Raw genomic sequence first — 20,820 nt, 5'->3', positions numbered from 1 at the left:
GCATTTATCCATCGTACCGCCTCCAAAGGCATTCATCCACGGGTAAACCCGTGGTTTTCTGTATCCACAGAATAAATCGACCCTTCTTAAGCCGAGGGTCACCTAGCCAACTGACGTTGTTAGTGAACTTGATTTTGTTCACATGTATATAAGCCAATCGCACTCTTTGCGGTTGGCTATTTTTTTATGTGGCTATTGCTCTTGCTCTCTTATCCTCTGACCGAGCTCGGTTGTACTTTTCTTGCCCACAACAGATTGTTTACTGTTTATAAAATTCAAATATTCGCCCACTAAACCATTAGAAATGCCAGTTTCAACAAAAACAAATCACCTACATAAAATAAAACCAAGAAAACACCCCCCAAAAAAAGAACAAATAACGTCCAAACCAAAAACCTCACCATGAAATCGTTTTCTTTTCATAGAAATCGACTGAACAATCCAGAGTTATAGATAAATTTAATCCATAAAAACAAATAGCAATTCAAAACATTCATTTCACATAGAAAACCTGTCTATAAATCATAGAAAATACGTAAAAATAAACTTTTCACTTTTAGAAATTAAAAGCCAAGCCATTGTTATTAAAATAAAAAACAGACACCAAAAATCAAGCAAACGTTTAAATTGCAATTTTATCATTGACTATTAAATTTACATCACGATAATACGCGCCGTTTACCTGAAAACCAGGTGCTATAATTAATATTTCAATGTGCGGAGGTAATAATGGCTGGAGACAATAACTACAGTCTTGGACCAGTTCCCAACACGGCCAGAAAAGGCTTGGCATCACTAACCATGGTGATGTTAGGACTCACTTTTTTCTCCGCAAGTATGTGGACAGGGGGTTCTCTCGGTACTGGGCTCTCCTTTAATGATTTTTTCCTCGCTGTTCTCATCGGTAACCTAATCCTCGGTATTTACACTTCTTTCCTCGGTTACATCGGCGCTTCTACTGGTCTCTCTACTCACCTTCTTGCTCGTTTCTCTTTTGGTTCTAAAGGCTCTTGGCTTCCTTCCGCTCTTCTTGGCGGTACTCAAGTTGGGTGGTTTGGAGTTGGTGTCGCGATGTTTGCGATTCCGGTGCATAAAGCAACGGGCATCGATACCAATACTTTGATCCTTGTATCCGGTTTGCTCATGACCGCGACCGTTTACTTTGGCATCTCAGCACTGATGGTGTTGTCAGCAATCGCCGTTCCCGCGATTGCGCTACTTGGCGGCTACTCTGTCATCGAGGCAGTAAAGAGCGTTGGCGGTATAAGCGAACTACAACAGGTTCAACCAACCGAGCCACTCGATTTTTCAATAGCTCTCGCGATGGTTGTCGGCTCTTTTGTCAGTGCTGGTACATTAACGGCGGATTTCGTACGCTTTGGTAAAAAGCCGCGCAGCGCCGTGATGATCACCATGGTGGCATTTTTCATCGGTAACTCGTTAATGTTTATCTTTGGCGCGGCAGGTGCGTCGGTGACGGGTCAATCAGACATCTCTGAAGTGATGATTGCGCAAGGTCTTCTTATTCCAGCTATCATCGTTCTTGGCTTGAACATCTGGACGACCAACGACAACGCGCTCTACGCATCGGGTCTTGGATTTTCCAACATCACAGGCTTACCAAGTAAATACATCTCAATGGCGAACGGTCTTGTTGGCACACTTTGCGCTCTCTGGCTCTACAATAACTTTGTTGGCTGGCTGACCTTCTTATCTTTGGCAATTCCACCGATTGGCGGCGTGATCATCGCTGACTTCTTCACGAACCGTAAACGCTACGCAAACTTTGAAGCCGCCCAATTCCAAAACGTTAACTGGGCTGGCATTATCGCTGTCGTGATTGGCGTTGGTGCGGGACACTTCCTGCCTGGCGTAGTGCCGATTAACGCTGTACTTGGCGGCGCAATTAGCTTCCTGATTCTTAATCCTATTCTTAACAAAAAAGCACTGGCTACACAGCCAGCGTAAGGAACCATCATGACAACACTACTGATCAAAAACGTAACGCTAAAAGGACAAGAAGGTCTGCAGCAAATTTTGATTGAAGATGGTCAATTCAAGCGCATTGAAAGCAACGATGTGGAGCTTAGTCATAACGGTGACATCATCGATGCTGAAGGCGGTATGGCGGTTGCGCCTTTCTGCGAGCCACACATTCACTTAGATACAACTCAAACCGCAGGCGAGCCAAGCTGGAACAGCTCTGGCACATTGTTTGAGGGGATTGAACGTTGGGCTGAGCGCAAAGAAATGCTGTCGATTGAAGACGTGAAAGCGCGCGCAAAACAAACCTTAAAATGGCAGATAGCAAACGGCGTACAACACGTTCGTACCCACGTCGATGTTTCAGACCCTACCCTAATTGCCCTAAAAGCGATGGTAGAAGTACGTGAAGAGATGAAAGAATGGGTAGATATCCAAATCGTCGCCTTCCCGCAGGAAGGAATTCTCTCTTACCCAAATGGCAAAGAGCTGCTAGAAGAAGCCGTCAAATTAGGTGCAGACGTTATTGGCGCGATTCCACACTTTGAATTCACACGCGAATATGGCATTGAATCGCTGCACTACGTGTTCGAATTAGCGCAAAAATACGACCGCCTGATCGACGTGCATTGTGATGAAATCGATGACGAGCAATCTCGCTTTGTTGAAACGCTGGCAGCATTAGCGCACAAGTTCGATATGGGAAGTAAAGTCACGGCTAGTCACACAACAGCGATGGGTTCCTACAACGGCGCATACGCATCTCGCCTGTTCCGTTTATTACGCATGTCCGGTATCAATTTCGTGGCAAACCCTCTGGTGAACATTCACTTACAAGGCCGTTTTGATGATTATCCGAAACGTCGTGGCGTAACACGAGTAAAAGAGATGCTGAATGCCAACATCAACGTCTGCTTTGGACACGATGACGTATTCGACCCATGGTATCCACTTGGTACAGCAAACATGCTGCAAGTGCTGCATATGGGTCTGCACGTCTGTCAGGTGATGGGTTACGACCAAATCAACAACTCACTGGATCTGATCAGCACCAATTCAGCACGTACACTGAACATTCAAGACAAGCACGGCATTGAAGAAGGCAAACCAGGTAGTTTACTGATTCTTCCCGCAGAAAATGGTTTTGACGCAGTACGTCGCCAAGTGCCGGTTCGCTACTCTGTTCGTCACGGTAAAGTGATTGCAGAAACACAGCCTGCGACAACTCATATTCATCTTGAACAAGCAGAGCAAGTAACGTTCAAACGCTAAAAAGATCGGCGAAACGAAAAAGGCCTGACGACATCGTCAGGCCTTTTTTCTACTGGTAAACATCACTGCTCGCTCTGTCTATTCTTATCTCATAAACCGCTGAACACATTGAAAGGTCATATAAAACGGCTCAGTACCAAACGTTGCATAAGGTTCTGATGGCTAAATCTCAATTACACTATTGAACTTGGAAATTCCTCTCTGCGTTCGGCATACTTCTGCCTTCACTTTAGTTGTAGATATAACTCATGACCTTATTAAGCCAGATAGAATCGCAATTTTTGGAATTTATGCAGCAAGAGATGCAAGTCGATGCGGCGCACGACATAAGCCATGTTCAACGGGTCGTAAACACTGCAAAAAAACTGGCTGTAGAAGAAGGCGCCGACTTATCTATTGTGCTTCCCGCCGCCTATTTACATGATTGTTTTACCTATCCGAAAGATCATCCAAACCGCAAGCAGAGCTCAATCATTGCAGCCAAAAAAGCGGTCGCGTTTTTAGAAAGTATCGATTATCCGCAGCAATACCATGATGCCATTGCCCATGCGATAGAAGCACACAGCTTTAGCGCTAATATCAGACCCAACACATTGGAGGCAAAAGTCGTTCAAGATGCCGACCGTCTGGACGCTTTAGGCGCAATTGGCATTACTCGCTGTATACAAGTGAGCACTGAGTTTGATGCGCAACTTTACGATGACAAAGACATCTTTGCTCAACAGCGAGAACTCGACGACAAACAATTCACTCTGGATCACTTCCAGACCAAGTTATTCAAAATCGCCGAAACCATGAACACAGAGTCAGCAAGACGCGAAGCGCAAAAACGCAAAGCCTTTATGCAAGCGTATATAGAGCAATTACACGACGAGGTGACAGCGTAAATGTCTGAAAGCCATACGTTAATTAAAGAGCTTAAACGCCAGCTAAAGTTAGCTGGGCTGCATTATATCGATGTTGCACAACACCTTGATTTAAGTGAAGGCAGCGTCAAACGGTTACTCGCTGAAGGTCAACACATTAGCCTTGAGCGCTTAGAGCGAATTTGCCAATTGATTGGTTTAGAAATGGCGGAACTGTTTAAGCTCGCGGCTGCGCACAATAAAGGTCTAGAGTCGCTAACGTTAGAGCAAGAAAAGCAGTTGGTTGACGATAAAGCCCTGCTACTCGTGGCGATCTGTGTTGTAAATGGTTATCAGTTTGAACAAATCGTTCAGCAATACACCTTCAATGAGTTGGAACTGGTGCAAAAGCTGGCTCAGTTGGATCGTCTGAACATCATCGACTTGCAGCCAAATAACAAAATTCGTTTGCGTATATCTCCGACATTTAAGTGGCAGATGGGAGGCCCTATTCAACGTTTCTTCCAACAGCAAGTTCAAGATGCCTTTTTCCAAAGCTACTTTTCCGGTGAAGATGAAAAGTTGTCCATGGCAACAGGATTGATGAGCGTACCAACCAACAAGAAGCTGCAACAGAAACTGCAAAAGGTCATCGATGAGTTTTATCAGGCTTGCCAAAGTGATAGCCCTCTCGATATGGACGAAAAACACGGCACCTCTCTGGTTATTGCGATGCGTCGTTGGGCGTTCCCTCTGTTTGAACCATGGGAAAGAAAACCCACTCAGAAGTCTCGAAATTAGTAACTCAATAAACAAATGGAAATAGAAGTAACGAATTTCGTTACTTTTGGTGGCATACAACGTCACTTGAAAGAGAAAGCTGGTTTAATCGTTCATTGAGCATAAAGTGCTTCCATCTCATTCGACTTTGTTTAATCGGGGCCCGTATGTTTTTCTCAAAACGCTTTTTTCCTTACTTTGTGACGCAATGCCTTGGCGCACTCAATGACAACATCTACAAAAACGTTCTGTTATTGATGGTGACATACAGCCAAATTGATAACCTACCAATATCCGTCAATCTATTCGTTAATTTGGCGGCAGGCTTATTCATCCTACCTTTCTTTCTATTCTCAACGCATGCTGGTGCCGTCGCTGACAGCATGGACAAAGCCAAATTAATACGACGTCTAAAGCTCATCGAGCTGGCTATCATGTCTTGCGCAGCAACCGCTATTGCGACCCAAAGTGCTATGCTGATGCTGGTTCTGCTGTTTATGACAGGCACTCAATCGGCCTATTTTGGTCCCGTAAAATACGCCTTGCTACCACAAGCACTCAAACCAAATGAGCTTGTTAAAGGAAATGCTTGGGTTGAAATGGGCACGTTCCTTTCGATTCTTATAGGTACGCTTAGCGCAGGCCTGCTGTTAGCCATTCCTAATGGTACCTTGATTGCTTCTTGTGTCGTGATTGCCTTGTCTTTGCTTGGTTTTATGAGCAGTGTGAATATTCCAACGATGCCTAGCCAATCGAATGACAAAGCGAAATTTGAACCGATTTCTGGTTTAAAGAACACGTTAAAAGTGGCAAAAAAACAGAGAGGCATTTGGATGTCTATTCTAGCCATCAGTTGGTTTTGGTTCATGGGTGCGACTTACCTGACTCAATTCCCTAACTTTGCGCGTGAACATTTGTTTGCAGACAGCACTGTCGTTTCTTTACTGTTGGCATTGTTTTCCATTGGTATCGCTACAGGCTCTTGGTTGTGTGAAAAGCTCTCTTTCAACCACGTTGAGCTTGGTATTTTGCCATTCGGTATCCTTGGTCTGACAGTCTTTGGCGTCGACTTGCTATGGGCAGTCCCAAGTTATCCATCACTTCCGGTGCACTTTTATGATGTGCAAAACTTCGTTGCCGAATCCAAACATCTGCGCGTCATGATTGACCTATTCCTTGTTGGTGTAAGCGGCGGTGTCTTTATTGTTCCTCTTTATGCGTTCATCCAATCGCGTTCAAACAAAGGTGAATGTGCACGTGCCATTGCTGCTAATAACATCATGAATGCGTTGTTTATGGTGGTGTCTGCTTTGGTTTCGATCGTTGTACTCAGCGTACTAGAGCTTTCTATTGTGGAACTGTTTGCCATGATGGCAATAGGCAACTTCTTCGTGGCAATCTATGTCTATCGTCAAGTACCGGAATTTACACAACGCTTTATCAGTTATTTACTCAGCCATTGTATGTATCGTGTGTCAGTAAAGGGGCGCCAACATATTCCTGAACAAGGTGCTGCGTTAATCGTGGCTAACCATGTTAGCTATGTCGATGCGTTGATTTTGATGGGAACCTCTACTCGCCCGGTTCGTTTTGTGATGGACAAGTCCATCAGCGAGCTGCCTGTTCTTAAATATGTTTTCCGTCATGCCGGTGTTATCCCTATCTGTTCCCCACGTAAGTGTGCCGATACTTACCGACGAGCATTTGAGCAGATTGAACAAGCGCTAAACGACGGTGAAGTTGTCTGTATCTTCCCTGAGGGTCGTTTAACGTCTAACGGTGAATTGGGTGAGTTTCGCCCTGGTGTGGAAAAAATCCTTGAACGTAACCCTGTTCCTGTCATTCCTATGGCGTTAAAAGGGCTTTGGGGTTCTTTTTTCAGCCACAAAGGCGGACATGCTCTCACAAAACGACCGACTCGTTTTTGGTCAAAAGTGGATGTTGTAATCGGTGAAGTGTTAAGCCCAGCTTCTTTAAATCGTCATCAATTGCAACAACAAGTACAGGATTTACTGGGCTGATACGCTTGCTATACCGATCAAACTTTGCAGCAAAACGTAAATATGCACCACAAAGCACAAGTAGTTCCTTGTTAATTAGAGTAGGATATCTACGACGTCATAAATCTAGGAGGTATTATGAGAATCATCATCTTACATGGTCTTTATATGCATGGACTGGTCATGCAACCTCTTAGCCAAAAGCTGCGAAAACTCGGATACGAAACGCAAGTACTCAGCTATAACACTGTTGCTATCGATGAGTCTTCACTGTTTGATTCTATTGATCATTCGCTTAATCCACTGACCACAAACGTGCTCGTGGGGCACAGCCTGGGAGGCTTGATGATTAAGCGCTATCTCGCCAACAGAAAACCGAGCACTAGCTTAATCTCTCATGTTGTCGCTATCGGTTCGCCTCTTAAAGGCGCGTCCATAGTAGGTCGGATTCAAGATCTCGGGTTGGGTGCCATTTTAGGCAATTCGCCACACCACGGATTAAACAAACATGATGACGCGTGGGCTTTTCCGCAAAAACTCGGCAGTATCGCAGGAACGATGCCGATTGGCGCTCGCCCATTGTTGATCCGTAATGACAACACCATGTCGGACGGTACCGTTACCGTAGAAGAGACAAGACTGGACGGTATGCAAGATCATATCGAAGTGAAGCAAACGCATACGAGCCTGATTTACAACACCTTCGTGCCGCAGCAGATTGATCACTTTATTCGCACAGATTATTTCCGTCGATAGCACACTTTTCCATCATACAGATGGAATCGACTTTCCAAGCTATTCAGTTCGCAGTACTATCCTAGCTCCACTTCCTCACAACTTGGATGAAGTGGCACATTTTTAATTGTTCTCAGGGCGGGGCGAAATTCCCCACCGGCGGTATACTTTTTCAAGTGAGCCCGCGAGCGCTCGATTCGTCGAGGTCAGCAGATCTGGTGAGATGCCAGAGCCGACGGTTATAGTCCGGATGAAAGAGAATAAGAATACACCAGTATCGCGAGTAAGATCGCGTTGAATGCTGGTGCACTTCTTTTTGATCGTATTTTACGACGATCTCTCATACCGCCCTGATTCTGGTGAAATTTAGGAGTTAACCATGAATCAGTCATCACTACTTGCCGAATTCGGCGACCCAATTACTCGCGTTGAAAACGCACTTATCGCTTTAAAAGAAGGCCGTGGCGTACTGCTTCTTGATGATGAAGATCGCGAAAACGAAGGCGATATCATTTATTCAGTCGAGCACCTCACCAACGAGCAAATGGCGTTGATGATCCGCGAATGTAGCGGCATCGTTTGTTTGTGCTTAACAGATGCTCAAGCGGACAAACTGGAACTTCCTCCAATGGTAGTAAACAACAACAGCGCAAACCAAACCGCATTTACGGTTTCTATTGAAGCGAAAGTTGGTGTAACAACGGGTGTTTCAGCAGCAGACCGGGTGACGACCATTAAAACGGCGGCAAACCCGCATGCGAAACCTGAAGATCTTGCTCGCCCGGGCCACGTATTCCCTCTGCGCGCACGTCCAGGTGGTGTAATGACTCGCCGTGGTCACACAGAAGGTACGATTGACCTGATGCAAATGGCAGGGCTTCAACCCGCTGGCGTACTATGTGAAGTGACCAACCCAGATGGCACGATGGCAAAAGCACCAGAGATCGTTGCGTTTGGTCGCCTGCACAACATGCCAGTGCTGACGATTGAAGACATGGTAATGTACCTAAACCAGTTCGAGTTGAAACTGGCATAATTAAATCCCAGCTCAGAAAGAAGCCGCGCATTTGTGCGGCTTTTTTGATCGATCCTCTTTGCGCTTGAGTAGTTATACTTATTGAAAACAAAGGGAACAACACCATGAAAGGATTACTGAAACTCGTCGCTCTCGTTGGCTTTATCTCCATGACTTCGCTTACTCTTGCATCTGAGTGCCCTGATATTCTTCAAGGTAAGCAAAGGTTGTTAAACTCAACAGAAGAAGTCGATCTATGCGAAAGCTTTAAGGGAAAGACACTACTAGTCGTCAATACAGCAAGCCAGTGCGGCTTCACTCCTCAGTTCGAACAGTTAGAAACCCTCTATCAAACTTACAAAGAGCAAAACTTCACCGTTATCGGTTTCCCGAGTAATGACTTCCGACAGGATAGAGGAAGCGAAACAAACACAGCGAAAGTCTGTTATCTCGATTACGGGGTCACCTTTCCAATGATGGCTCGCTCCTCAGTATTAGGCGTAGATGCAAACCCCGTATTCAGCGAGATTACTAACCAAGCTGGCATCAAACCAAAATGGAACTTCTATAAGTTTCTAATTAGCTCTGAAGGCAAAGTTATTGCCACTTTTCCAAGCTCCACATCACCGACAAGTACTACGCTTACCAATATGATAGAGCAACAATTGTAAGGTGACGACCATGACAACACGCTCAACCATGCTACAACTCGGTTACTTAGGCCTGGTTCCATTTGTGTTTAGTTTAGGGCTGATTTTCACTGACATTTCACTCTTCAATTTAAGTGGCCAGCAATTTTTCATCGCTTACAGTGCCGTAATATTAAGTTTTTTATCCGGCATACTCTGGGGGAATGGCATTGAGCATTACTACCACCGCCTTAGCAGAAATATATTAATTCTCAGCAACCTTTTTGTCTTACTCGCTTGGGGCGCATTATTGCAGGGTCACAAACATTACGCGGTCGCTACCCTACTCTTAGCAATTGGGTATCTTGCTGTTTGGTATGCAGAAAAACTCGTGAGGAAAGTCGAACAAGACGCCGAGCCCAAGGGATATCAAGGAATGAGGAGCAAACTGACCTTCGGCGTAATCGTAATGCACGGATTGGCTTTAGTTTCATAACCTGGTCTGTCCAGTACTAAGATCACAAAAAAACGTCTTTTTATAAAACAATGTTCATTTCGTGAATGCACACATATTTTGAACACTGTTTTGTTTCATTTATGAATCAATCCACATATAAGTAATTCAAAGCATTCACAAAGGATATGAATATGTTTTTTCGCAAACTTTTGTTTAGCACTGCGATGATCAATGCAACGACAGGTTGCGTGTCTTACCAGGCACAACAAGCCGCCGCTCAAACAGTAAATAATACAGGAGCCGTGCTTACCAATGTGATTAAAACTACGATTGCTCAGCCATGTAATGTTGCAATCACTGCTGCTAGCTTGTTTTATCCGCATGCCATATTTATGACTAGTGTTCCGACTCAAGCATGTACAAGCGTTCTTAGATAATACGAAAGTGATAAGCATAAAAAATGGCGACTCTATCGTCGCCATTTTTAAGCATCAATACTATTTATAGTTACAGCGTCAATAAGTAATTAACTAATTGATTGTACTCGTCGTAAGTACGAATTTCGTTGGCCAAAACAATGTATTTATTGTTCACAACCACACCCGGAACCCCTCTTAACGTGCTGGCAGAGAATTGCTTATCAAAGCCCTTCTGCATTGAGTTTACGGCAAAGCTATTGTAAGCGGCATCAAACTTCTTACCTTCTACGCCATTATCAACGAAGAGCTGTTTCAGCTCAGCTTCATCTTTTGGCGCTTGTCGCTTTTGATGAATTTGGGCAAACATGGCAGGAATCATTGTATCTTCAACCCCGAGCGACACCATCGTCGCGTAGGACTTGGCCATCGGAATCGCCATATCTCCGCCCATGAACCCCACATGTACCTTTTCAAACTTTGCCTCTTTTGGCAGAGCAGGTTTTAAACGCTCAATAAGCGACTCAAACTTGTAACAATGTGGGCAATAAAAAGAAAAGAATTCCGTCACAACAGGTTTCGATGCTTTCTTAACATCCAGAACTTTGTAGTGCTTCCCTTCTTCAAATTGCGCTGCGTGAGCGGTAAAAGTCAGTAAAAGTGCACTACATAAGGCAAGTAGTTTTTTCATTGTTTATTTCCTTGTGGCATTCAAATGCCAAATCATTTCATTTGGTAAAAAGGGGGGACCCCAAGTAATTTGAGATGGGAAATTAAACAATCGGAGGGCGATAAAGCTTGGTGATCACTGTCACTACTTTTTCGACTAGAGGCCTATCAATCAATGCAAGGCTATAAGGAAGAAGCAGTAAGTCGTTTTGAGATAAGTTGGCGGGAATTTTGACCATGCAGGAAGAGCTACAACTCGTGTGAGATTGTTGTGCCTTATTGATGGCTGACTCATCGTGATGTAATTCTACGCAGTCGTCATTGACGCCAAGTTGTTTGTGCAGAGCAGCCTGTTGAACAATAATATCGCGTACTTCAATTGTTTTCACCGGGGCTGAAGCCTTTGCCATAGGAGCGACACTGCTCAAAAGCATAGCGGCTAAACAAACTATCGCGGTCAACAATGTACGGTTAAACTTCAACATAGCTACATCAACAAAAATGGTGATTTAAGATAATACATGATAACGATTTGACTTCAAGATACGGACTCTGAGTTCCGCCTCACCTAAAAACTTGGTACGTTAACGGTTCCATATCCTTGAGGCTTCTCAATACCGCTCCCCTCTACACGAACTCATAGCGATTAAGCTATTCATCATTTAGATAGTTCTTCACCTGATACCAGCGACAATTCGATAAAACTTGAAATCGTTATGAAACACGAGTAATAGTTAGAACAGTTTTTGTACGAACAAGGAAAGATCAATGCTTAAAAAGAGATTCTTTAAGACAAAAGATGAAGTTGAAGTCACGTTCGAGCTAGATAAAGACCAGTGGGACTCCATCCATATTGCTGGAGATTTTAACAACTGGCAGCCAGAACCGATGAAGTTAGTGAAGAAAAGCCGTCAATTTAAATTTAAAACGCGCTTACCTAAAGAGCAGAATGTTCAGTTCCGCTACTTGCTCAATGATGCAAAGTGGGAAAACGATCCTCAAGCCGACGCTTATGTTCCCAATGCTTTTGGCAGCGACAACAGCGTCGTGTGCACCACCGAATAAAACGTAAGTTCACTCTAATATTCCATATTAAGGCGCAGCAGTTGCGCCTTTTTTAGCCTCTTCATAATGTGATTAATGATTAAGTTTGAATCATTACTTGGGGTATTTATCGAATCAACTCATCCGATAACCTTATTCTGAGAAAGCTTTATTTGAAATAATTCGTAAATTTGTTTAAGTTCCAGTGATATTAAATATTGTATACATCACTCAAATGAACGCACAACAAGTCAAACCATCTTTAATCATCGTGGAAGACGATCCCAAATTACAAGCTATGCTGGGAGAGTATTTTGTTGAACAAGGTTTCCAGGTCAAATGTATCGACAACGGGACAGACGCACCGGAAGCGATTATTGACACACAGCCAGACGTGGTTTTGTTAGATTTGATGCTACCTGGACAAGACGGCCTGAGCGTATGTCGTCAAATCCGTGAATGCTACAAAGGCAAAGTGTTGATGCTGACAGCGAGTGATGACGACTTTGATCACGTCGCCGCATTAGAAATTGGCGCCGATGACTTTGTTACCAAGCCAATCAAACCTCGCGTGCTGCTGGCGCGCATTCGCATGCTATTGAGAAGAAAAGAGGCAGCCTCTACCGAGTCCGAAAACGGTCTAAAAATTGGAGTGCTGTGTTTAAACCGATTACGTAAATCATGCGTCATGAACCAGGAAGAAATTGCGCTGACTGACGGTGAGTTCGATTTATTATGGGTTCTCGCAACACACGCAGAAAAAACACTCTCACGTGAGTGGTTAACGAAAACACTACGTGGTATTGAGTACGACGGTACAGATCGCACCATTGACAACCGTATTGTGACATTGAGAAAAAAATTAGGCGATGCCTCTTGCTCTCCACAAAAAATCATCACGGTTCGCGGCAAAGGCTACCTATTTATGCCTGATGCATGGAATGAATAATGAGACGGATTTATCTGGAAAGCTTTGTCGGTCTTATCATTCTATTTATGGTGAGTTTGTGGGGTTACGAATTCTTGGTCTATGAGATCAACACAGATTACGATTACCTGCTACAAGAGCAAGAAGGTCAAGCTTTCCACGATCTTATCTATCCTATCTACGAAGAGCACGGACTAGAATACACTCAACAACAGCTTGAGCAATTTGCCACGTCCAGCCATCGCTTGTTGATTCCTCACATGCTAGAAGAACTTCCAGAGGACATCAGAAAAGCATTTGAAAGTGACACCTCTGTTAACGTGGCTTACGACGAAGAAAGGGATATATGGTTCCGCCTAGATGCAGACACCCCTATTTTCAAAATGATCGATGATCCAGATAGCTCAGTTATTCAGGCGATTAACTTTGATGACAACATTGTATGGTTATTCTTTTTAGCCGGATTTGCTCTGTATTGCATACTGCTGATCTGGTTTTTGAGTCGTCGAATTCGTGAGTTAGAAAGAGTCACGGTCGAGTTTGCTTCAGGCAACTTCAAAGCACGAGCAAGCACCTCAAGCGCCAAATCCGTTGGGACACTGAACAAAAGCTTTAATACGATGGCTGACAAAGTTTCTCGCCTGATCACTAGCAATAAAATGCTGACCAATGCAGTTGCGCATGAATTACGCACTCCTATTTTTCGTTTACAGTGGCAAGCTGACTTGTTATCGGACTCTACATTAACCGAACAACAGAAAAAGCATGTACGTAGTATCGTCGAAGACATTGACGAGATGGAAGACATGGTTGAAGAGCTGCTTTATTACGCCAAAATGGAACGCCCAGATACGGCGTTGCAAACAGAAAACGTAGCACTCGCCAAGTTAGTTAATGAGTTAAAACAGAGATGGCAAAAAGAGACCAAATTATCTATCTCACTCAATGAAACAAACTCTGAAAACGCGCGCGCATTCGCCGATCCAAAACTGCTAAAACGTGCTTTGGATAATCTGCTACGCAATGCAATGCGATACGCAAATACTCAAATTATGGTTGAGATAAAAAGTGATCAGCAAAGCTGTTTAATCCATGTACATGATGATGGTATAGGTATAGAAGAGCAGCATTGGCCTCACCTTTTTGAAGCATTTTATAGCGCAGATGAATCCCGAAACAAGAACACGAGTGGATTTGGGCTCGGTTTGGCGATCGTCAGGCAGATAATGGAACTTCAACATGGTGAGGTTTCGATTTCTCATAGCCCACTTGGTGGTGCTTGCTTCACACTTCGTCTTCCAAAATCAGACAGTTAAGTTAACGTCTTTCCTCCTTTACAGAAGACGACACTTCAATACACTCCAGCGACAGAGCTCAGCAATAAAACAGTGTACATTTAATCCATAAATTCACAGAACAAATGGATAATACTCATGTACAAACCTTTTATTCTGGTTATGACGCTTGCCTCTACTCTTAGCGCTTGTACTTATAATCAAAAGCCTGTTGTCAACATGACTAATGTTGATCCTGCTAAATATGAACAAGATTTTCTTTATTGCCAAGGGTATGCGGACAACGTAGACAAAACGGAAGCTGCAAAATCTGAAGCTGCTAATGGCGCAGTTACAGGTGCACTAATTGGGGCAGCAGCTGGAGCGCTAGAAAGCGGGATAGGTGGGGCTGCTGTAGGTGCCGCTGCAGGCGGTGCTGTAGGGGCTGGGGCCGGAGCGTTGAGTGGAAGCAATGACTCCACCAAGACACAATCTCTCGTACTGCGAAAATGCCTTCAGAATAAAGGCTATACCGTCTACGACCTTGATTAATTCAACTCTTTTTTCTTATTCAAACCCTATATCGTTGTGTGATGAATGCCATTCACAAATGTTTCACGCAAGAACGATTAGTCTCTTTTCATCGTTTGGATAGATGCACAATCTAAATTATTAAGCAGTAGTAAGGTCATATTTTGAAGCCAGGTAAAACAGGTCTACGCCGTGTCATGGATGCGACCGGCTATTCATTTCAGGGATTGAAAGCCGCATGGAAATACGAAGCCGCCTTCAGACAAGAATTGATTCTAGCCTTAGTGCTTTCCGTCTGTGCTTTTTTCCTTCCAGTCACCACATTTGAAAGAGTACTGATGATCAGTAGCCTGTTATTGGTCCTGATCGTCGAACTTATTAATTCCGCCGTAGAAGCGGTTGTCGACCGTGTTAGCGATGACTGGCACGAGCTCAGTGGTAGAGCCAAAGATATCGGCTCGGCTGCAGTATTTGTTGCGCTCACTCTTGCCCTTTTTGTTTGGGCTTCGTTCTTGCTCTAATTTTGATTCAAGACATTTACTTATGAAGACACATAATTTGCAACAGAAAGGTATCTCGTACGTTACCTTTACTTTCTTGTTGGCACTCTATTTCGCGCTGGTTGTAAACATTCCTATTTACAAAGAGCTGAATGGTATTTTTTCAAGCCTAGATAATGTCAAAATTGGTTTTATTATTACGATACCCATTTTCTTTCTTGCCGCGCTCAATTTCCTTTTTAACTTATTTAGTTGGCCTTGGGTTGGAAAGCCATTCTTTATTATTTTGCTCATAATTTCGAGTATGGTTAGCTACGCAAGTTACAACTATGGCACACTTTTCGATTCTGGAATGATTGCTAATATTGCTGAAACCGATTCGAGCGAGGCAAGCTCTTACCTAAGTACTTATTCTGTAATCTGGACGCTACTTATGGGGGGCGTCCCTGCGATGATTGTCTATAAGGTCAAGTTGCAATCTCAGCGCCACCAATTGCTGTATTTTTCTCTCACGAAGTTGGTGTCGATGTTGTCATCTCTTGCAGTAATTGCTGTTATTGCCAGTGTTTACTACCAAGACTATGCATCTGTCGGTCGCAATAACAGCTATCTGAAAAAAATCATTATTCCCACTCAATTCGTTTACAGCGCGACTGGGTATGTAAAGGAGAAATACTTCACCACGCCAGAGCCGTATCGCGAGATTGGAATCGATGCAAAGCAGTCAGATAGCGCAGTAAAGCAAGCACAGAACAAGCCGACACTACTGGTGTTTGTTGTCGGAGAAACCGCTCGAACACAGAACTACCAACTCAATGGCTATAAGCGAGAGACAAACCCTTACACCAGTAAGCTGGATGTGATTTCATTTCAAGAGGTTGCGTCTTGTGGCACTGCAACTGCAGTATCTGTGCCTTGCATGTTTTCTCAGCTCACGCGAAGCGAGTTTGAACGGACCAAGGCAGATAACCAAGATAATGCTCTCGACATCATGCAGCGCGCTGGAGTTGACCTCATCTGGAAAGAAAATGATGGCGGAGACAAAGAAGTCGCCCACAAGATCAAGAAAATTGAAGTGAACCGAAAGCAAACAAGTCCTCTGTGTAACGGTCAAACCTGTTACGATATGGCGCTGTTAGATCACTTTGATCAAGAAGTTGCGGATATGCACGGCAATCGCGTTGTCGTCATGCACCTTATAGGAAGCCATGGTCCTACCTACTTCCAGCGTTATCCTAGAGACAAAGCGTTTTTCAAACCAGACTGCCCACGTGCAGATATAGAAAACTGTAGCGTCGAACAAATCGTGAATACGTACGACAATACGATACGCTACACTGATCTTGTGTTGGCAGAAACCATCAACAAACTCAAAGCATTAGAATCTCAATATAATACCGCTCTCATCTACGTATCGGATCATGGTGAATCATTAGGCGAAAACGGATTGTTCTTACATGGCATGCCTTACGGCCTTGCACCAGACTTCCAAAAACGTGTTCCTTTGTTCATGTGGCTATCTTCCGGCTTTAAGCAAGTGAAACAAATCAACACCGACTGTTTGTCGAATGAAGCGCAAAAGGCAGGCCAGTACTCACATGATAACGTGTTCCACTCTTTATTAGGCATTATGGATGTACAAACTCAAGCCTACGACGGCAAGTTAGATATATTCAAAGACTGCCGCACGACTTCCTAAGTGGACCAACAAAGCCTGACTCAAAATGTGAGTCAGGCTCTTTTCTAACAAGGCATTTAAACTCATCAGCTTGCCAAGCGTTATACTACAACCTGCCATCCATACATCGAATAAGGACTAGGATGAAAATTGGTATTATTGGTTTAGGAGATATTGCTCAGAAAGCATACCTTCCCGTTATCACTCAGCTTCCAAATATCGAACTTGTATTTTGTACCCGCAACGCAAATGCACTTGAGAGTCTGGCTAAGCAATATCGAATCTCAGAGACCTGTCAAGACTACCAGCAGCTTCTGCACTTTGGCGTAGATGCAGTCATGATTCATGCGACAACAAGCGTACATCCTCAAATCGCAGCATTCTTTTTGCAACATGGAATCCCAACCTTTGTCGACAAACCATTAGCGGACAATGCTGATGACGTGGAAAAACTGTACGATATTGCCGAAAAAGAAAAACAACCACTTTATGTGGGCTTCAACCGACGTCATATTCCGCTTTACAACCAACACATGCCAGAGGTACAGCAAGGCAACATTTCTGACCTAAAATCGCTACGCTGGGAAAAGAACCGTCACCAACTACCAGGCGATATTCGTACCTTTATATTTGATGATTTTATTCACCCATTAGATAGTATTAACGTGACAGCCAAGACCGATTTAAAAGAGGCTTACATAACGCATCAACTTGAGGGTGACCAATTGGCGCGTTTAGATATTCAGTGGCAACACGGAGATACTTTACTCCACGCTTCGATGAATCGTCACTTCGGTGTGACTGTGGAGCGCGTTCAAGCTTGTTATGCAAACAAAGCAGTGGAATTCGACTCTTTCGTTGAAGGGAAACGATGGCAAGCGAACCAAGAGCAAAAAATCAATTTGAAAGATTGGACGCCAATGCTGACGAGCAAAGGTTTCCATGCGATGTTGCTCGACTGGTTTCACGTCGTTGAATCTGGAAAAATCGCTAGTGAAGTAGTGAAACGCAACATTGCTAGCCATCAGTTAGCAGAGCAAATTTGTCAATATATCGAGAAAGTTACCTCTAGGTAGCTTAATTCTTGGCTATATGCTTAATCGAGTATTACGCTCTATACTAAAACAAACGTAGCTTCAGGGAGTCATTCATTCTCTGTTAATACTTATGCGGCTATTCTATCAAGCAAGTGAATGAGGGAACGGATCACGTTTATTAACGGAGTGGTTCTAGTTTTACATTACTATACCCTCAGGAACCTGCATCGTCATATTCAAGAGTAAAGGAAATAGAATGAGAACACTCGGTAACATCATTTGGTTTGTATTTGGTGGCGTATTTATGGGGTTGCTATGGTGGTTTTTCGGTATCTTAGCCTTTATTAGTATCATCGGAATACCTTGGGGGCGTGCGTGTATCGTTATGGGTAATTTTTCCTTTTTCCCATTCGGAAAAGAAGCCATTTCACGCGATGAATTGACCAATGAAATGGACATTGGTACGAGCCCTCTAGGCGTTATCGGCAACGTCCTTTGGTTTGTCTTTGCAGGTCTTTGGTTAGCAATCGGTCACGTACTTTCCGCCGCAGCGTGTTTTGTAACCATCATTGGTATTCCGTTTGCACTCCAACACCTGAAGCTTGCGGTTATTTCACTCGCACCAATTGGTAAAACGGTTGTGTCGTCAGAAGAAGCTGCAATGGCTCGGTACAATATCAACCGCTAACAAACAGCCAATATACTTTCTATCCTCTGGGCAATCGTGCTCAGAGGGCAACTCCCGTCAAAAGTAAGCCTATTATCGCTATCGCATATTCAATAATGGTTGATTGTATATCCATACCGTCACCTTTAAGTTGAAGTTCACCCTAGCTCTGTACCACTTTACTTTTTATTAATCAATGGATTAGCTTAACTCTCCAAGCTCACCCACGCTCAAAAATAAGTATTATTTCTGCTCCTCCAAATTGAGTTCATTTACGAAAAGTCGAACTATAAGCATAGTTGATATTAATGATTTTTGACGATAAATAACTCACATCAATCCAGCGATAGTTCCAGCGTTTACTTTTTCTCAGTAAACGCAAGCCGTTACGAAAGCGGGTTTCTTCCCGATCAAAGCCACCACTTCGCATCACTATCGCTTTTCTTTAAAAGGCAACAAATATTCGTTGTTATCTTGAGTAAATTATTTTGTTTGTCGCATTTAAGTTCAATCAATATTATTCGCGACATCAGAGAAATAGACCATTGAGCTCCTTAGCATTTATCACAGACATAGAACGTAAAGCCCCTTTTTTGCTCGTTTTTCTTTTTACAAATGTTCTAACTCAACGTCTATTCAGACAGGAATACACCGTGGATAAATATCAAGCTGCTTATGCCAAACGTCTAGAGAAGTTAAAGGGTAATCAATCTCCAAAAACGATAGCCCGTCTTTCGGCTTGGGAGGCATTTCTTAACAAAGAGTGCGAACTCCAAGACTTAGAATACCAACTATCAGACGCAGCACACCTACACTATGAACAATCTCATGTGAAAAATGATATTTCTTTTAAGGCGTTCAAGCGGGCGTTCTATAACGAATCCATCAAAATCTACAACTTAACCGATGGCGCCTCTATACAGAAAGTATTCACTCCGCTGCTCGCATTAACGACAGTTTGGGTGCTATTTATCTGCTTTTTTGACAAGTGATCATCACTTTTATTAGAACAATAAACTTAGCGCGCTGGCATTATGATTCCAAACGATAATCAGACGCACAACGCCCCACTTAAATATAAAAAAGGAGTTTGATCTTGTATGTCTAAGATGACACTTCTTTTAATTACAACAACGATCAGTATCGGAATTACAGGCGCCGCTTTCTGTATGGGAGTGACATATTTATTCAGTGCGCTTTCACTAAATGAGCTGCTCAATAACCTGTAACCCCCTAGGCTTAATATGAAAAGGGCATCCATCGATGCCCTTTTCTTTTACTTAAGGAGATGCCCTATCACTTAGGGCCACTTGGGTATAAAACTGTTATGCGTTAAGCTGCATTCTATTCATCCAATAGGTAAAGAATGGAACACAGTGATGGTACAAGTAGGAGAGCGTGCGTTGATTGTCGAAGGTGGTGCAATGAGAGGTGTATTTTCTTGCGGCATACTCGATCATTTTCTCGCTAACGAGTTCTCTCCATTTGATAGCTTTTGGGGCGTATCGGCGGGCGCAAGTAACTTGGCGGCGTATTTAGCTAAAATGCCCGGGCGCAACTTAAAAATCTATCTCGATTACAGTTTAAGGAAAGAATTCATCTCACCATCTCAGATTCTACGTGGCGGCGATATGATGAACTTAGATTGGATGTGGAACGTCACTCTCGAAGAGCTTGGCATCGACAAGTCCGTACTAAAAGCGGATTCGAGACCTTTCTTTTTAGGCGTAACACGTCAAGATAATGGCCAAGCCGAGTACCATACTCCTAATGTCGACGAGCTCGCAGAAACAATGAAAGCCAGCAGCGCGCTTCCCGTACTTTACCGAAATGGTGTCTTACTGAACGGCACCCGATACGTTGATGGCGGGGTTTCTGATGCACTTCCTGTCGCAGAAGCAATAAAGCGAGGAGCCAAAAAGATTATGGTTTTACGCAGCCAACCCTCCAGCTATCAAAAGCCGAAAGGAAAGTTCAGCGCGCTAACCAAACGGATGTTGAAAGAAACGCCAGGATTAATTGAGCCGATGTTGACGCGTGAAGTTCGCTACAATCAAACTTTAGCACTGATCGACAATCCACCATCGGGAGTCGAAATCATCCAAGTTTGTCCTCCTGAATCATTTAAATTAAAACGATTGAGTCGCTCGCCAGCACCATTGCGTCAAGCTTATGAGTTAGGTATTGAAGCAGGAAAAGAAGCCATCATGCGATGGAATCAGAAGTAGAAAAAAGCCACGTGGATTAGACGTGGCTAACGCAAATTCGATGGCAGTGGATTATCGTATTTGCTTCTGGTCGAGCCCAATGGTCGGGCTCAAAACTGTTGATAACTGCGCTACTCACAGAAAAGGGAATTA

22 protein-coding genes and 1 riboswitch are annotated in these 20,820 nt (G+C 43.6%); of the genes, 20 read left to right on the top strand and 2 right to left on the bottom strand.

The features are described from left to right. Window positions 1–729: 729 nt before the first annotated feature. The 10 genes from codB (at window position 730) to ACWYVB_RS08890 (ending at window position 10,153) form a co-directional block, all read left to right on the top strand. Entirely contained in the window at window positions 730–1,968 is a 1,239-nt protein-coding gene (codB, locus tag ACWYVB_RS08935) for a cytosine permease (RefSeq protein ID WP_104970535.1), read from the top strand. Window positions 1,969–1,977: 9 nt separating this feature from the next. Then, complete coding sequence (locus ACWYVB_RS08930) at window positions 1,978–3,255, top strand: cytosine deaminase (RefSeq protein ID WP_104970534.1); 1,278 nt, start codon at window positions 1,978–1,980, stop codon at window positions 3,253–3,255. 248 nt (window positions 3,256–3,503) lie between these two features. Further along, a complete protein-coding gene (locus ACWYVB_RS08925; RefSeq protein ID WP_046875861.1) occupies window positions 3,504–4,142 on the top strand; it encodes an HD domain-containing protein in 639 nt (212 codons plus the stop codon). Further along, a complete protein-coding gene (locus tag ACWYVB_RS08920) occupies window positions 4,143–4,901 on the top strand; it encodes a helix-turn-helix domain-containing protein (protein WP_104970533.1) in 759 nt (252 codons plus the stop codon). A 146-nt stretch (window positions 4,902–5,047) separates the two neighbouring features. Then, window positions 5,048–6,901 carry an MFS transporter gene (locus tag ACWYVB_RS08915; protein ID WP_258615284.1) on the top strand — a complete coding sequence of 618 codons (1,854 nt, stop codon included), beginning with the start codon at window positions 5,048–5,050 and terminating at the stop codon, window positions 6,899–6,901. Between the two features lie 117 nt (window positions 6,902–7,018). After that, entirely contained in the window at window positions 7,019–7,636 is a 618-nt protein-coding gene (locus ACWYVB_RS08910; protein ID WP_005396355.1) for a lipase family protein, read from the top strand. Between the two features lie 104 nt (window positions 7,637–7,740). After that, window positions 7,741–7,881: riboswitch (FMN riboswitch) on the top strand. A gap of 113 nt (window positions 7,882–7,994) precedes the next feature. Further along, window positions 7,995–8,651, top strand: a complete 657-nt coding sequence (ribB, locus tag ACWYVB_RS08905) for a 3,4-dihydroxy-2-butanone-4-phosphate synthase (protein WP_005373655.1) — start codon at window positions 7,995–7,997, stop codon at window positions 8,649–8,651. A gap of 149 nt (window positions 8,652–8,800) precedes the next feature. Next, window positions 8,801–9,301 carry a glutathione peroxidase gene (locus ACWYVB_RS08900; RefSeq protein WP_371343671.1) on the top strand — a complete coding sequence of 167 codons (501 nt, stop codon included), beginning with the start codon at window positions 8,801–8,803 and terminating at the stop codon, window positions 9,299–9,301. A gap of 10 nt (window positions 9,302–9,311) precedes the next feature. Beyond that, window positions 9,312–9,755, top strand: coding sequence for a DUF3429 domain-containing protein (locus tag ACWYVB_RS08895; RefSeq protein ID WP_005396352.1), 444 nt, complete (start codon window positions 9,312–9,314; stop codon window positions 9,753–9,755). 152 nt (window positions 9,756–9,907) lie between these two features. Further along, on the top strand, window positions 9,908–10,153 hold the full coding sequence (locus tag ACWYVB_RS08890) for a hypothetical protein (RefSeq protein ID WP_005373664.1): 246 nt from the start codon (window positions 9,908–9,910) through the stop codon (window positions 10,151–10,153). A 70-nt stretch (window positions 10,154–10,223) separates the two neighbouring features. On the opposite strand, the gene ACWYVB_RS08885 is transcribed toward ACWYVB_RS08890, so the two are convergent. Both ACWYVB_RS08885 and ACWYVB_RS08880 read right to left on the bottom strand, forming a co-directional pair. Next, a complete protein-coding gene (locus ACWYVB_RS08885; RefSeq protein WP_005373667.1) occupies window positions 10,224–10,823 on the bottom strand; it encodes a thiol:disulfide interchange protein DsbA/DsbL in 600 nt (199 codons plus the stop codon). A gap of 82 nt (window positions 10,824–10,905) precedes the next feature. Beyond that, complete coding sequence (locus ACWYVB_RS08880) at window positions 10,906–11,286, bottom strand: hypothetical protein (protein ID WP_074190469.1); 381 nt, start codon at window positions 11,284–11,286, stop codon at window positions 10,906–10,908. A 283-nt stretch (window positions 11,287–11,569) separates the two neighbouring features. On the opposite strand from ACWYVB_RS08880, the gene ACWYVB_RS08875 reads away from it, so the two are divergent. The 10 genes from ACWYVB_RS08875 (at window position 11,570) to ACWYVB_RS08830 (ending at window position 20,688) form a co-directional block, all read left to right on the top strand. Then, window positions 11,570–11,866, top strand: coding sequence for an isoamylase early set domain-containing protein (locus tag ACWYVB_RS08875; protein ID WP_005396349.1), 297 nt, complete (start codon window positions 11,570–11,572; stop codon window positions 11,864–11,866). Window positions 11,867–12,080: 214 nt separating this feature from the next. Then, window positions 12,081–12,794 carry a response regulator gene (locus ACWYVB_RS08870; RefSeq protein ID WP_074190468.1) on the top strand — a complete coding sequence of 238 codons (714 nt, stop codon included), beginning with the start codon at window positions 12,081–12,083 and terminating at the stop codon, window positions 12,792–12,794. Then, window positions 12,794–14,089, top strand: a complete 1,296-nt coding sequence (locus tag ACWYVB_RS08865; RefSeq protein WP_074190467.1) for an ATP-binding protein — start codon at window positions 12,794–12,796, stop codon at window positions 14,087–14,089. The genes ACWYVB_RS08870 and ACWYVB_RS08865 overlap by 1 nt, the downstream gene beginning before the upstream one ends. Before the next feature lie 117 nt (window positions 14,090–14,206). Beyond that, window positions 14,207–14,599, top strand: a complete 393-nt coding sequence (locus ACWYVB_RS08860; RefSeq protein ID WP_074190466.1) for a glycine zipper family protein — start codon at window positions 14,207–14,209, stop codon at window positions 14,597–14,599. Window positions 14,600–14,742: 143 nt separating this feature from the next. Then, window positions 14,743–15,099: a diacylglycerol kinase gene (locus ACWYVB_RS08855; RefSeq protein ID WP_012842368.1), complete on the top strand. Its 357-nt coding sequence runs from the start codon at window positions 14,743–14,745 to the stop codon at window positions 15,097–15,099. 22 nt (window positions 15,100–15,121) lie between these two features. Beyond that, on the top strand, window positions 15,122–16,777 hold the full coding sequence (locus tag ACWYVB_RS08850; RefSeq protein ID WP_074190465.1) for a phosphoethanolamine transferase: 1,656 nt from the start codon (window positions 15,122–15,124) through the stop codon (window positions 16,775–16,777). A 122-nt stretch (window positions 16,778–16,899) separates the two neighbouring features. Continuing rightward, window positions 16,900–17,832 carry a Gfo/Idh/MocA family protein gene (locus ACWYVB_RS08845; RefSeq protein ID WP_104970527.1) on the top strand — a complete coding sequence of 311 codons (933 nt, stop codon included), beginning with the start codon at window positions 16,900–16,902 and terminating at the stop codon, window positions 17,830–17,832. Window positions 17,833–18,049: 217 nt separating this feature from the next. Next, complete coding sequence (locus ACWYVB_RS08840; RefSeq protein ID WP_005373685.1) at window positions 18,050–18,481, top strand: YccF domain-containing protein; 432 nt, start codon at window positions 18,050–18,052, stop codon at window positions 18,479–18,481. A gap of 632 nt (window positions 18,482–19,113) precedes the next feature. Beyond that, on the top strand, window positions 19,114–19,452 hold the full coding sequence (locus tag ACWYVB_RS08835; RefSeq protein ID WP_317411397.1) for a hypothetical protein: 339 nt from the start codon (window positions 19,114–19,116) through the stop codon (window positions 19,450–19,452). Between the two features lie 387 nt (window positions 19,453–19,839). Next, window positions 19,840–20,688, top strand: coding sequence for a patatin-like phospholipase family protein (locus ACWYVB_RS08830; protein WP_104970526.1), 849 nt, complete (start codon window positions 19,840–19,842; stop codon window positions 20,686–20,688). Window positions 20,689–20,820 lie beyond the last annotated feature (132 nt).

Source organism: Vibrio sp. JZG10, assembly GCF_054064075.1.
This window is presented reverse-complemented; position numbering and strand designations above follow the sequence as displayed.